The sequence below is a fragment of the Alkalibacterium sp. s-m-28 genome (assembly GCF_054658175.1).
In genome coordinates, this window is the sequence record NZ_BAAGIQ010000064.1 from 1 (window position 1) to 12,183 (window position 12,183).

The window sequence follows — 12,183 nt, forward strand, 5'->3', positions numbered from 1 at the left end:
CCAAAAGTCAAGTAATAAGCATAAAAATGTGAAAAAATTTAAAAAAAGAAAATAAGTGGAGGGAAAACTCAAAAGAGAAAACCCTAAATCCACTTATATAGAGCATCTATAGTTTCCTAGGTGTCTCTCAGATTAAGGGGGGGAAGAGGTGCCTTTTTGTATTTTAATTGATAGAGCAACGATAGTTGCATTAAAACAACACGAAAAAACAAAAAAATTGGTAATTACTAAAAATACAGAGGAGAGATAGATATGAAGAAATTAGCCAAATTAACTGCCTTAACGATGACAGCCGGGATGCTTTTAGCCGCTTGCGGAGATGCCAATGACACGGACGACGATCTGCCAGGTATGGAAGATGACATGAACGGTGGACTTGAAGACGACGGCATGGACGACGGTCTAGAAGATGACGGCATGGAAGATGATGGTCTAGGCGACGACCTGGAAGACGACACAGACGAGTAATCGCAGACTCTGACTAATCATCAGAAACTATATTAAATATAATAGGGAGAGATTCATAATGAAAAAATTAGCTAAATTAACTGCACTAACTATGACAGCAGGCATGCTATTAGCCGCTTGTGGAGATGCCAATGATGTAGACGACGATCTGCCAGGAACTGAAGAGCCTGCTGATGATGATCTGGATGGTGGCATTGAAGACGACGGTCTAGATGATGATCTGGATGACGACGCGTAATTCAGAACAGAAAATTAGCTAGAAAACTCAATTAGGGAGCGATTAGATGAAGAAATTGGCAAGACTTACAGCACTGACCATGACAGCCGGGATGTTATTGGCAGCCTGCGGAGATGCAGATGATACTGATAGCGAATTGCCGGCAACTGAAGAGCCAGCCGACGATGAACTGAACGGTGACTTGGATGATGGCATGGACAATGACCTCGACGGGGACCAGGATGATGATATTGACTCCGGTCTGGACGAGGAAGGTCTTGACTTCGAAGAAGACGATCCAGACGATGAACTCGGTGACGACGGACTAGAAAGCGAAACCGATGATCTGGATGAAGACCTAGACGACGAAGACGAATAATTTCTAATCGAATATTATAAAAAGACGACCTGTTCAAAGGGTCGTCTTTTTTGCGCGAGAGCTAGCTTTGAGTATTAATCCAGTAGCGCATTCTGCTTAGCTGTCACAGTGTCGTCTTTTATATAAACACGAGGGATTCTTTTCCCGATGCCGCAGAGTATTTCATAATGAAAGCTGTCGGTCAAATCAGCCATTGTATAAATAGAAGGCTGACCTTTACCAGGGTCTCCTATAAAGACAAGATCATGATCTTTTGAGAAATCATCGATCTGACTGACATCTACCATAAGCTGGTCCATACAGATGCGACCGACGATAGGGGCTTTATCTTCTCCACAGGTCAGATGCCATCTATTGGAAAGCTCTCTCGGAATCCCATCCGCGTAGCCAAGAAGGATCGTTGCAATCATTTCCTCTTTGGTAGTCTGATAGGTTCTTCCATACCCGATACTTTCCCCTTTATTCATCTGCTTGACAAATGCTGCATGAGTCGACAATGTCATGACTGGCTTCAAATCCAGTTTGTCTTGCAGTGCTATATCGGGGTGATAACCAAATAAAGAAATGCCGGTACGGATCATATCCAAGTCAAATTCGGGATATAAAAGTGCAGCTGCTGTATTGCTGCAGTGGCGCATCTCAAAAGTGAATCCTTCTGTTTCCAGATAATCTGCAATAGATTGAAAGAACGCAAACTGCTTTTTCGTGTACGATGGGTCATCAGTATTTTCTGCTTCTGCAAAGTGAGTGAAAATGCCTTCAAACGAAATGTGTTCAGCTGCCATTGTCTGACATAGTGTAAGTGCTTCTTCTTCCGACCGAGCACCGATTCTACCCATTCCGGAGTCAACTTTCAAATGAATACGTACAGTTTGCTTGGTTTGACTGGCATGATGATTAACGGCCTCAGCTATCTCCTGTGAAAAGACAGTAATTGAAATGTTGTTTTTAATAGCCGTCGGTATCGTATCTGGTTCAATCGGACTCAGCAGAAGAATCGGTTTTGTAATTCCGGCGTCTCTCAGTTCCATTGCTTCATCCAGTACAGCAACAGCCAGATAATCTATGTCTTCCTTTTCAAGATGACGTCCGATTTCGACTGCACCGTGTCCATAAGCATCGGCTTTGATGACCCCCATGAATTTAGTTTTTTCAGATATATGATTTCTCATTTGATGATAGTTGTAAGATACCTTATCTAAATCGATTTCTGCTTTAGTGTATCTGTAACTTCCATAACTCATCTGTTTCATCTCCTTTGTACCTATTATTCTAACATGAAGAGCCTGAATGAGAACTGAAAAATGCTAAATCTTAGTGATTTTCAGCTTATATTGGTATGATATGGATATAATGAAAAGTGACATGCAATGAAAGAGATGGAAGGAGAAACGATGTATGTTAAATAAAACTAAACTAGCTTTACTGAGTGGAACAGCCTTGTTGATGGTAGCCTGTGGAGAGGATGAGGTCACTCAACTGGAAGACAGCGGCACTGAAGATGTGACAGAAGATGAAGGAGAAGTTGAGGAAGATTCTCTTCTGGAAGATGCGGGGACAGACGAAGAATTCACTTCACTTGATGTTGATATGGTTGACAGTGACGGTACCTATGTAGGGTCTGCAGTGTTTGATGAAGATGAGAATGGTGTCACACTCAATCTGAATCTCGAAGGACTGCCAGCCGGGGAGTACGGCATGCACATCCATGAAGTCGGACAAGCCACTCCGCCAACATTTGAAGATGCCGGGGATCATTTCAATCCAACTGATGCAGAGCACGGGTTTGATGCTGAGGACGGGTATCATCTAGGCGACCTGCCGAACCTTGTTGTGCCTGAAAATGGAATCGTCAGTGAAACGATTGAGATACCAGATGTATCTCTGTTGCCTGATGCAGAATATACTTTGGCTACAGAAGAGGGAACGTCTCTAATCATTCATACTGAAGCAGACGACTATGAATCACAACCTACTGGAGATGCAGGAGATCGTATGGCCGGCGGTGTGATTTTTGCACCTCAGGAATAAGCGAATAAAGTTAACTGTACCGGATCAGCCAGCGCTGGTTCGGTTTTTCATCTGAATAGTCATTTTTCTTAATAGTACTGTTTAGCTAGGAAATTGCACTAGTATAGCGGAAAGAATTACGATTTAATAGCTACGGAACTCAAGAAGAAAACCCACCTGAGTTAGGGTGCAATCCCGATAGCTAAGGAACTCGGGACGAACATCCACCTGAGTTAGGGTGCAATCTCGATAGCTACGGAACTCAAGAAGAAAATCCACCTGAGTTAGGGTGCAATCTCGATAGCTACGGAACTCAAGAAGAAAATCCACCTGAGTTAGGGTGCAATCCCGATAGCACCGGAACTCGCGACAAATATTCACCTGAGCTAAGGTACTATCCCTAAAGTAACAAGACTCTGACTGAGAGTCTTGTGAGACGAAGGAGATTCTCAAAATTGAACGGATGATAATCTGAAAATGACACCTTGTCATGCGTCTGGATTTTAGGTATGATAAAATCATTCATAAGAAAAGGATGAGAGCCAGATGAAAATAACTACAGATTTACTGAAACAGTTTAAACATGACTTTGACAAAAATCCGGTCAATCATGCTGTCAAGAATGCGATGTCAAAGGTAGGCCTTAACAAGTCGTCTATAGACAATAACTTGACCAGACGCCACTCCTTCGTATTCTCTCATGAAACTAAAAAAGGAGACATCACGAATCAGAAGTCCTCTGGGCGATGCTGGATGTTTGCTGCATTAAACACTGCAAGGGTAGACACAATGAAAAAGCTGAATGTGAAGACCTTTGAATTTTCTCAAAATTACACATTGTTCTGGGATAAACTGGAAAAATCAAATTACTTTCTGGAAAGTGTCATTGAAACAGCCGGCGAGCCCTTAAACTCTCGTCTCGTTCAGCATCTGCTGCTCGATCCGATTCAGGACGGGGGGCAGTGGGATATGTTTTCGGGTCTACTTGAGAAATATGGTGCTGTTCCAAAATCAGTTATGCCGGAAACGTTCCATTCATCAAATACAAGGGAACTGAATCAGCTTCTGACTGCCAAACTAAGAGAATTTGCTGCTAAACTGAGAGACAGTCACAAAGCAGGAAAATCATCAGATGAGCTGACTGAACAGAAAGAAGTTTGTCTGTCATTTGTTTACGGCCTGCTGACTAAGACACTGGGAGAGGTCCCTCAGACTTTCTCATACGAATATAGAGATGAAGATAATCAGTTTCACAGACTGACGGATATCACCCCACAAGATTTCTTTAAGCATTATGTATCATGGGATCTGGATGAACGTATTTCTCTGATCAATGCACCAACGGAAGATAAGCCTTATGGAAAAGCGTATACCGTCAAGTATTTAGGAACGGTCAAAGAAGGAAAAGCAATTACTTATGTCAATGCACCAATTGAAGTGCTGAAAGAAGCAGCGATTGCTTCTATCAAAGATGGGGAGCCGGTCTGGTTTGGCTGTGATGTCGGGAAAATGCTTGAGAGGGAAGCTGGAATCATGGACGATAAAGCCTATGATTATGAAGCGACATTAGGTGAAACGGTAGAGCTTACGAAAGCTCAGCGCTTGGATTATGGTGAGAGCCTGCTGACGCATGCGATGGTTTTTGTCGGGGTTGATCTGGACGATCAAGGTAATCCAATCAAATGGAAAGTTGAAAACAGCTGGGGAGATAAGAACGGCGACAAAGGAATATACTCTATGAGCGATAAGTGGTTCGATGAGTATAATTATCAAGTTGCTGTCAAACGCCAGTACATTGATGAAGAGTGGCTGAAAGCTCTGGACCAGCCAGTCGTTGAGCTTGAGCCATGGGATCCGATGGGGTCTCTCGCCTTAGTGAAATAATTGAAAAATAAAATACGTATACGCGCAAATTGCTCTGCGCGTATACGTATTTTTCATGTTCAGGAAACGGTATCTGCCTAATTACTCAAGTGTTATGAAAAGAGCTCGATAGCCAGAACTATGGAAGAGCTTATAGCTCCACCAATGATAAAGTACATAATCATTTGTAGAAGAATGAACCACGAAAGATCATCTAAGTGTTTCTCTTCTCCCGAGATGACCCTGGAGGAGATGAAGTATCCGATCCCAACGCCTATGCCCAGTATAGGAAACAGCTGTTGAATCTGATCCGGACGCAGCAGGCCAAACAGGAGACCAACGAGAAATCCGAAAAGTTGGAGCCATCGTCTTTTAGTTTTCTTTGACATGATGATCCCTCCTTGTATTATATGTTTATAGTTAATCAGTGGTTATCCTAACTATAACATGTCAGAGTTGAAGAGTATTGAAAAAAGACATGCTTCCAGAACTTGGAAGACATGCCTTTAATTATGATTACTGTAATATAGAAGGTGCGCCAGGGCCAAGTGGCAGTCCAAGAACATACCAGACAACCAGTAGAAGTGACCAAGAGATTAAGAACGCAATGGTGTAGGACAGCATCGTTGAAATGATGGTACCCAATCCACTCTTCTTGTCGTAACGTTGAGCGAAGACAAGAATCATTGGAAAGTAACTCATTAGTGGTGAAATAACGTTTGATGAAGAGTCGGCGATACGGTAAGCCATCAAGGTCATTTCAGGTGCAATATTCACTTCAAATAACATAGGAACAAATACAGGTCCCATGATTGCCCATTTTGCAGAGGCAGAACCCATGAATAAGTTGATAAAAGCAGTGAGTAGGATAAATGCTAAAATCAATGGAAGTCCGACAAATCCGATAGCTTCTAGGAATTCAGCACCGCTTACAGCCAGGATGAATCCTAGGTTAGTATACGAGAAATAGTTGATGAACTGAGCTGCGAAGAAGGCCAGTACAAGGTAGCCGCCCATTGAGCTCATTGATTCTGACATCCCTTTGACAAAGTCATGAGAAGTCTGGATTTTACCTGTTGTTTTACCATACACATATCCAGGGATGGCAAAGAGCAGGAAGATCATGAACAAAAGTCCTTGAGAAAGGAAGTTATTCAGTGTCATTTCGCCAGTTGCTTCATCTAGCATTCTAAGTGGCGCATTTTCTGGAATCATCAGCAAAGCCATAATTCCCAGGAAGACAAGCAAAGCAATCAGAGCATTGCGCATTCCTTTGTTTTCTTTGTCAGTAATTGGTTCGTCATTTGGCTTGTAGTCGCCATCGTATTCCCCAAGCCGTGGCTCGACAAATCGTCTGGTAACAAAGGCCCCGACAATTGTCAGTAAAAAGGTAGAGACGATAAGGAAGTACCAGTTTGCTGTAACAGCAACTTCATACTCAATACCAGCAGAAGTAAGTGCTTCATTAGTGATACCAACAAGCAATGCATCGGTCGGTCCGAAGATCAGGTTGGCAGAGAATCCGGCAGAGACCCCTGCAAAAGCTGCAGCTAGACCGGCAATCGGGTGTCTGCCTGCTCCAGCAAAGACAATTGCTCCAAGTGGGATAACCACTACATAACCTGCATCGGAAGCGATATTAGAAATGATACCTGCAAATACAACCGTTGCTGTCAGTAAGTTGGCAGGGACATTACTTAAAAGTTTTTTCAGCGAGACAGAAATAAGTCCTGTCCACTCAGCAACTCCTACCCCTAGCATAGCAACAAGAACCGTACCTAAAGGCGCGAATCCTGTAAAGTTACTTACTGCACTATTGAAAATATGTGCAATACCCTCTCCATTCATTAATGAAACGGCTTCAATCGTTACTTCTTCACCAGCGCTTGCATCGAAATAGTCGACAGTAACGCCAAGTCTAAAGACGAGTTCAGAAATCAGGACGATGAAAAGAGCTAAAGCAATGAAAATAATAACTGGGTGTGGAAGTTTATTTCCGACACGCTCGATCATGCCCAAAAATCCTTTATTAGTGTTCTGTTCAGAATCACTCATAAGTTTGTTTCCTCCTTAAGTAATTTTGAAGCGTAAGCTAATCTTACTAATGACCATCAAGTTGGAGATAATCATTAGTAAGATTAAAATTTGGCTCCATTTGATATTGTACTATGAATTCTATTTTAGTACAAATCCCATTTTTATTTCAATATAATATAATCAATTATATCGGTTTTTCTAGTTATTTTTTTATATGGCCAGTTATCAATGGTTGGATACGGTTTTATACAAGAGAAAGGGATGAGGAGATGATTAGAAGGGGAGAATAGGGATAAGAATTGTAATTCTATATTTTTGCTTTTATAATTTAATTAGAATGAAGAATACGAGGAGAAAACTAGTGTACCTATCATATGAAGAAACGAAAGACATTGCCTACTATATGTGCGACCGGACTCAGCGGCTCACTTTACCTATGCTTGTGAATCTTCTGCTGGATGTATCTGAAAAGCAGTCAGACTCCCTGAAACGTGGAGAAGCATACATTAGAGACAGAGGGTTGAGCTGGATCATTCTGCACTATGCCTTTGATATCGGCCGTATGCCAAGGCTGAATGAGACAGTCTACATTGAAACCTTTGCCACAGAATATAATAAGCTGTTTACCTATAGAACGTTTATTGTAAGAGATTCGAACAGAACTGAATTAATTAAAGTAGAAACGACCTTTGCATTACTTGACAGCGAAAAGAGGAAAATGGCGCGCATACCTGAAGATATTGTTGCCCCATACAAAGCTGAGTACTCAAAAAGAATCAGACGAAATACGAAACCGGATGAGGTCGATTCAAAAGAGTATAATGAAAAGCAGTATGCCGTACGCTACTTTGATATAGATGGAAATAACCATGTCAATAATTCTCATTATATCAACTGGATACTAGACAGTCTCGACAGTACATTCCTGCTGGACCATGATATCACCAGCGGGGTAATTACATTTAATAAGGAAATCAGTGAGCATCAGCTCGTCTTCAGTCAGTCCAGTATCAGAAAAGAAGAGAACCTTTATTCTGATCATATAATAAAGACAGAAGACACAGTCCATTGTGCTGCTACATTTACATGGAAAAATGGAAAAAGGAGGAATACGAATGGTCACAATCAATGATATTGCCAGAAAGGCGGGTGTAGCAAAAAGCACAGTCTCCCGATACCTCAATAACGGATCTGTCAGTCTGGAAACACGAAATAAAATTGAAGAGATCATCAGAGAAACTGGATACACGCCTAACAATTTTGCACGAAGCCTCAAAGCGCAGAAGACGAATATGATCGGTGTCATCATTCCGAGACTTAGTTCCGCATCTACAAATGAAGTCCTGTCGGGGATAGATGAGTGCTCCAGACAGCTCGGCTATCAGCTGATCATAACCAATTCCGATCAGGACAGCGAGCGTGAATTCGAAAATATTCAGACCTTGTCAAAACAGAAAGTAGAAGGCATCATCATGTTCGCCCGTGAACTGACACCTGAACATATCGAAGCTGTAAAACAGACTCAGACGCCGTTTCTATTCATCGGACAGAGAGCTGAAGACATACACAGCATCATTCATCAGGATTATGAAGCAGGAGAGAAGATTGGGAAGTATGCATTGGAACTGGGGCATCGTTACTTTCTTTTTGTCGGAGTGCCGGAAAAAGACCGGGCAGTAGGGGTAGAACGCAAGCAGGGATTCCTTGACACCGTTAAAGCGTGTCATGGGATAACCATCGACACTATTGAAACAAACTTCTCCCGCTCGTCTGCATATCAGAAGGCACTGAAGTTTCTCCCTGAGACTATGGCCACTTATATTGTCTGTGCGACGGATAACATAGCCGTAGCTGTGCTTAAAGCATCTAAAGAACTAGGTTATAGTGTTCCAGAAGACTTTTCCTTATCAGGCTTTGGTGGATATGAAGCAACGGCTTACGTTTCACCGACGATAACTACAGTGAGCTATCCGTACAGAGAAATGGGGCTGGAGTCGGTGGACAAACTGGTCAAACTCATAAATAAAGAGGAAGTTCCTCATGTTAGTGAAATGAAAAACGAGCTGGTCATCAATCAGTCGACCACATTTTTTAAGAAAGTGTAGAAAGTGCTTTCTTTTCTCTTGCAATTAGAACCGGTTCCTGTTATCCTTTAAAGGAACCGGTTCTAACAAAGGAACAGGACTAATATGAAAACGGTTAAAAAGGAAAGGAAGGATCATATGAAGTACGAAGAGTCAATTAATAAACTATTCGAAGCAGTCGGAGGTAAGGAAAATATTCAGAATTACGAGCACTGTGCGACACGCTTGAGAATTATTTTGAAAGATGATAAGAAAGTAGATAAAGAGAAAGCTGAAAACGTTCCTGAATCTAGAGGATATTTTTTCAACACTGGACAACATCAGTTTATCTTCGGTACAGGGAAAGTAAACTCAGTCTATAGTGAATTAGAACAAGTCATGGGTGGAAGTGCCAACGGGTCAGATGACTTTAAGGATAACGTTTATCAGAATCTTAATCCAGTCCAACGTGTCGTGCGTATTTTAGCAGATATTTTAGTACCGCTGATTCCTGCACTGGTCACCACAGGACTTTTGATGGGAGTTAGAGGTTTACTCCTTGAACTTGGATTAAACATGGATGAAAGTACACTTACATTATTTGAAATGCTTACTGATACAGCCTTCGCATTCCTGCCAGTACTTATAGCGTACAGTGCGACAAGGAAATTCGGTGGAAATCCGATTTTAGGTATCGTCGTAGGATTAATGATGGTCGCTCCGCAACTTCCTAACGCATGGGCAGTAGCAGCAGGTAATGCAGATCCGTTAGTAATTTTTGGCCTTGACATAGTGGGATACCAGGGATCAATTTTCCCTGCAATCATAGTAGGGTGGATGGTCTCTAAACTCGAAAAATGGTTCAGGACATTTATTCCTCAAATGATGGACCTGGTCGTCACCCCGTTTTTATCTATTACAATTACACTTTCAGTTATGCTATTTATCTTAGGTCCGATTCTTCAAGTAGCAGAGTCTGCAGTTATTAATAGTATTGTGTACCTTATAGAAGCACCGTTAGGTATAGGCTATATAATCTTTGGCGGACTACAGCAGCTCGTTGTTATCACAGGACTGCATCACTCAATTGGAATAATTGAAATCAGTCTTCTGAATAATACTGGAGAAAACATCATTCAGACTCTGACTACTGTAAGTATGGCTGGCCAGTTCGGAGCAGCTATCGGAGCTTCACTGCTATTTAAAGATAAGGTCAAACGGTCAAATGCAATCAGTTCAGCTGTTCCAACACTATTCGGTATCACTGAACCGCTTCTTTTCGGAGTGAACTTGAGATCTCTAAGAGTGTTTGGCTCAGGTATCGCGGCTGGTGCACTAGGTGGCTTCGTAACATACCTATTAGGTCTAACATCTACTGGTATGGGAATCACATTTCTTCCAGGACTCCTCCTTTACACTGGAGACTGGATTGCTATGATTCAGTATATAGCCGTAACAGCCATTTCATTTACTGCTGGCTTCCTGTTAGTTAGAGTGCAAGGTAGTGCGATAAGAGAAAGTTTTAAATAAGAGGAGAAGTTGATGAGTAATTTGAATGAAACTTACTGGGAAACATTTGAAGCAAAAAGAAAAAAACTTAAGAGTAAAATTGCGAATGATCCATGGCGTCTGTCTTTTCATCAGATGCCGGAAACGGGATGGCTGAATGATCCAAATGGGGCTGTTCAGTTTAAAGGAATTTATCACTTGTATTACCAGTATGTACCGGATAATCCTGAGGGAGGACTGGTACACTGGGGACACAAGACATCTAAGGACATGGTGCACTTTCAGGAAGAAGAGCTCTTTCTTTCACCTGATCAGTCTTACAATAAAGATGGAGTTTACTCAGGAAGTGCCTTTGTGAAGGACGATGAGATTCATTTCTTTTATACCGGCAATGTAAAACATCCGGGAGACCACGATCATACATTCAGCGGTCGTGAACAGAATACCGTTCATATTGTCAGTAAAGATGGCTTTACTGTTGACCATGAAGAAGTCGTGATTCCTCACGAGGACTACCCTGAAGGATTTACGGATCACATTCGTGACCCGAAAGTTTTTGAAAAGGACGGGAAGTACTATATGGTACTTGGTTCTCGGGCCTTGAATCATCGAGGGAAAATATTGCTTTACCGTTCGACGGACCTTTATTCGTGGGACTATGCAGGGGTATTCCTTGAAGGTGAAAAAGAAATGGGCTATATGTGGGAATGTCCGGATTTCTTCGAAACTGACGATAAAGACGTTCTGATTTTCTCACCTCAGGGACTGAAAGCGACGGCTCATGAATTCGAAAGCACGCATAATTCGGGTTACTATCTGGGTTCAGTCGACTGGAGTTCAGAGACATTCATACCTGAAAGTTCGTTTAAAGAGCTTGACCGTGGCTTTGACTTTTATGCCCCTCAGACATTTGAGGACGAATCCGGGCGACGCATTCTCTGGGGATGGATGGGGCTTGGAGATATAAGTCCTGAGTACTCAAACCCTACAGTGGCTCGAGGCTGGCAGCACGCCATGACTCTGCCCAGGGAACTCACTGTAGAGAATGGACAGCTGAAACAGCGGCCACTCAAAGAATACGAATCACTTAGAAAAAATGAAGTTAAGACAGCAGTAAAAGTATCTGAATCGTATGAACTGGAAAATCAGAACCCTCGCACATTCGAACTGATTCTGACTCTAGAGCAACTTGGCGAATCACTGTCTGTCCATATGAAAGAGGATACGGTCCTCTCATATGACGGACAGATATTCAGCTTAGCTCACGGGCCTTCCGGCTTTGGGCGTTCTGAAAGAACAGTCGAAGTTGAGGATCTGACTCGCATCCATGTCATTGCTGATACTTCTTCGATCGAGATTTTTCTTAATGATGGAGATTACGTCCTTTCAACTCGTGTCTATCCGAAACATGAGAAAGATACGATCCGTTTTGAAGGGGATGCTGAACTGTCGATTGAGAAATGGGATCTTGAAATCTGACCATTGAACTACCCCCACTTACTCGCTAACGCTCCTTGAAGTGGGGGATTCCTGAGAACACCAACCTATCGGTCGGTTACTTTATCAGGCTAACCCCGTAATCCCTACGGTTAATCGCAACGCTTCGTTGCGAAGATTCATGCTTGCGTTAATATCTC

The 12,183-nt window shown here is 42.3% G+C and carries 12 protein-coding genes; 9 read left to right on the plus strand and 3 right to left on the minus strand.

Annotation, left to right across the window (positions count from 1 at the left end):
• Positions 1 to 252: 252 nt before the first annotated feature.
• Genes ACYQ4S_RS08655 through ACYQ4S_RS08665 form a run of 3 tightly spaced genes read left to right on the plus strand, consistent with a single transcriptional unit; the run spans position 253 to position 1,064 of the window.
• The gene (locus tag ACYQ4S_RS08655; protein WP_459770615.1) at positions 253 to 468 is read left to right on the plus strand and encodes a hypothetical protein; all 216 of its coding nucleotides are present in this window, start codon (positions 253 to 255) and stop codon (positions 466 to 468) included.
• A gap of 58 nt (positions 469 to 526) precedes the next feature.
• A complete protein-coding gene (locus tag ACYQ4S_RS08660; RefSeq protein WP_459770617.1) occupies positions 527 to 706 on the plus strand; it encodes a hypothetical protein in 180 nt (59 codons plus the stop codon).
• A gap of 46 nt (positions 707 to 752) precedes the next feature.
• On the plus strand, positions 753 to 1,064 hold the full coding sequence (locus ACYQ4S_RS08665) for a hypothetical protein (RefSeq protein WP_346024484.1): 312 nt from the start codon (positions 753 to 755) through the stop codon (positions 1,062 to 1,064).
• A 74-nt stretch (positions 1,065 to 1,138) separates the two neighbouring features.
• Here the strand turns inward: ACYQ4S_RS08665 and alr are convergent, their stop codons facing one another.
• Positions 1,139 to 2,308, minus strand: a complete 1,170-nt coding sequence (gene alr / locus ACYQ4S_RS08670; RefSeq protein WP_459770619.1) for an alanine racemase — start codon at positions 2,306 to 2,308, stop codon at positions 1,139 to 1,141.
• A 154-nt stretch (positions 2,309 to 2,462) separates the two neighbouring features.
• Here alr and ACYQ4S_RS08675 point away from each other — a divergent pair, with 154 nt between their 5' ends.
• Together ACYQ4S_RS08675 and ACYQ4S_RS08680 are read left to right on the plus strand one after the other, a co-directional pair.
• A complete protein-coding gene (locus ACYQ4S_RS08675; RefSeq protein ID WP_459770621.1) occupies positions 2,463 to 3,095 on the plus strand; it encodes a superoxide dismutase family protein in 633 nt (210 codons plus the stop codon).
• Positions 3,096 to 3,620: 525 nt separating this feature from the next.
• On the plus strand, positions 3,621 to 4,958 hold the full coding sequence (locus ACYQ4S_RS08680) for a C1 family peptidase (RefSeq protein WP_459770623.1): 1,338 nt from the start codon (positions 3,621 to 3,623) through the stop codon (positions 4,956 to 4,958).
• Positions 4,959 to 5,050: 92 nt separating this feature from the next.
• Here the strand turns inward: ACYQ4S_RS08680 and ACYQ4S_RS08685 are convergent, their stop codons facing one another.
• Both ACYQ4S_RS08685 and ACYQ4S_RS08690 read right to left on the minus strand, forming a co-directional pair.
• Positions 5,051 to 5,326 carry a hypothetical protein gene (locus tag ACYQ4S_RS08685; RefSeq protein ID WP_459770624.1) on the minus strand — a complete coding sequence of 92 codons (276 nt, stop codon included), beginning with the start codon at positions 5,324 to 5,326 and terminating at the stop codon, positions 5,051 to 5,053.
• A 127-nt stretch (positions 5,327 to 5,453) separates the two neighbouring features.
• Entirely contained in the window at positions 5,454 to 6,992 is a 1,539-nt protein-coding gene (locus tag ACYQ4S_RS08690; RefSeq protein ID WP_459770626.1) for an AbgT family transporter, read from the minus strand.
• A 343-nt stretch (positions 6,993 to 7,335) separates the two neighbouring features.
• Here ACYQ4S_RS08690 and ACYQ4S_RS08695 point away from each other — a divergent pair, with 343 nt between their 5' ends.
• The 4 genes from ACYQ4S_RS08695 (at position 7,336) to ACYQ4S_RS08710 (ending at position 12,025) form a co-directional block, all read left to right on the plus strand.
• On the plus strand, positions 7,336 to 8,106 hold the full coding sequence (locus tag ACYQ4S_RS08695) for an acyl-[acyl-carrier-protein] thioesterase (protein ID WP_346024478.1): 771 nt from the start codon (positions 7,336 to 7,338) through the stop codon (positions 8,104 to 8,106).
• A complete protein-coding gene (locus ACYQ4S_RS08700; protein ID WP_346024477.1) occupies positions 8,090 to 9,079 on the plus strand; it encodes a LacI family DNA-binding transcriptional regulator in 990 nt (329 codons plus the stop codon). The genes ACYQ4S_RS08695 and ACYQ4S_RS08700 overlap by 17 nt, the downstream gene beginning before the upstream one ends.
• Before the next feature lie 117 nt (positions 9,080 to 9,196).
• Positions 9,197 to 10,567 (plus strand): PTS transporter subunit EIIC, encoded by a 1,371-nt coding sequence (locus tag ACYQ4S_RS08705; protein WP_346024476.1) that lies wholly within the window; start codon positions 9,197 to 9,199, stop codon positions 10,565 to 10,567.
• Positions 10,568 to 10,579: 12 nt separating this feature from the next.
• On the plus strand, positions 10,580 to 12,025 hold the full coding sequence (locus tag ACYQ4S_RS08710) for a glycoside hydrolase family 32 protein (protein WP_459770627.1): 1,446 nt from the start codon (positions 10,580 to 10,582) through the stop codon (positions 12,023 to 12,025).
• The last annotated feature ends 158 nt before the right edge of the window (positions 12,026 to 12,183 follow it).

Excerpts from the sequence above, each read along its gene's own strand:
- ACYQ4S_RS08690 (WP_459770626.1), bottom strand. The coding sequence starts at position 6,992 with ATGAGTGATTCTGAACAGAACACTAATAAAGGATTTTTGGGCATGATC.
- ACYQ4S_RS08680 (WP_459770623.1), top strand. The coding sequence starts at position 3,621 with ATGAAAATAACTACAGATTTACTGAAACAGTTTAAACATGACTTTGAC.
- alr (WP_459770619.1), bottom strand. The coding sequence starts at position 2,308 with ATGAGTTATGGAAGTTACAGATACACTAAAGCAGAAATCGATTTAGAT.
- ACYQ4S_RS08660 (WP_459770617.1), top strand. The coding sequence starts at position 527 with ATGAAAAAATTAGCTAAATTAACTGCACTAACTATGACAGCAGGCATG.
- ACYQ4S_RS08665 (WP_346024484.1), top strand. The coding sequence starts at position 753 with ATGAAGAAATTGGCAAGACTTACAGCACTGACCATGACAGCCGGGATG.
- ACYQ4S_RS08675 (WP_459770621.1), top strand. The coding sequence starts at position 2,463 with ATGTTAAATAAAACTAAACTAGCTTTACTGAGTGGAACAGCCTTGTTG.
- ACYQ4S_RS08700 (WP_346024477.1), top strand. The coding sequence starts at position 8,090 with ATGGTCACAATCAATGATATTGCCAGAAAGGCGGGTGTAGCAAAAAGC.
- ACYQ4S_RS08710 (WP_459770627.1), top strand. The coding sequence starts at position 10,580 with ATGAGTAATTTGAATGAAACTTACTGGGAAACATTTGAAGCAAAAAGA.
- ACYQ4S_RS08705 (WP_346024476.1), top strand. The coding sequence starts at position 9,197 with ATGAAGTACGAAGAGTCAATTAATAAACTATTCGAAGCAGTCGGAGGT.
- ACYQ4S_RS08685 (WP_459770624.1), bottom strand. The coding sequence starts at position 5,326 with ATGTCAAAGAAAACTAAAAGACGATGGCTCCAACTTTTCGGATTTCTC.
- ACYQ4S_RS08655 (WP_459770615.1), top strand. The coding sequence starts at position 253 with ATGAAGAAATTAGCCAAATTAACTGCCTTAACGATGACAGCCGGGATG.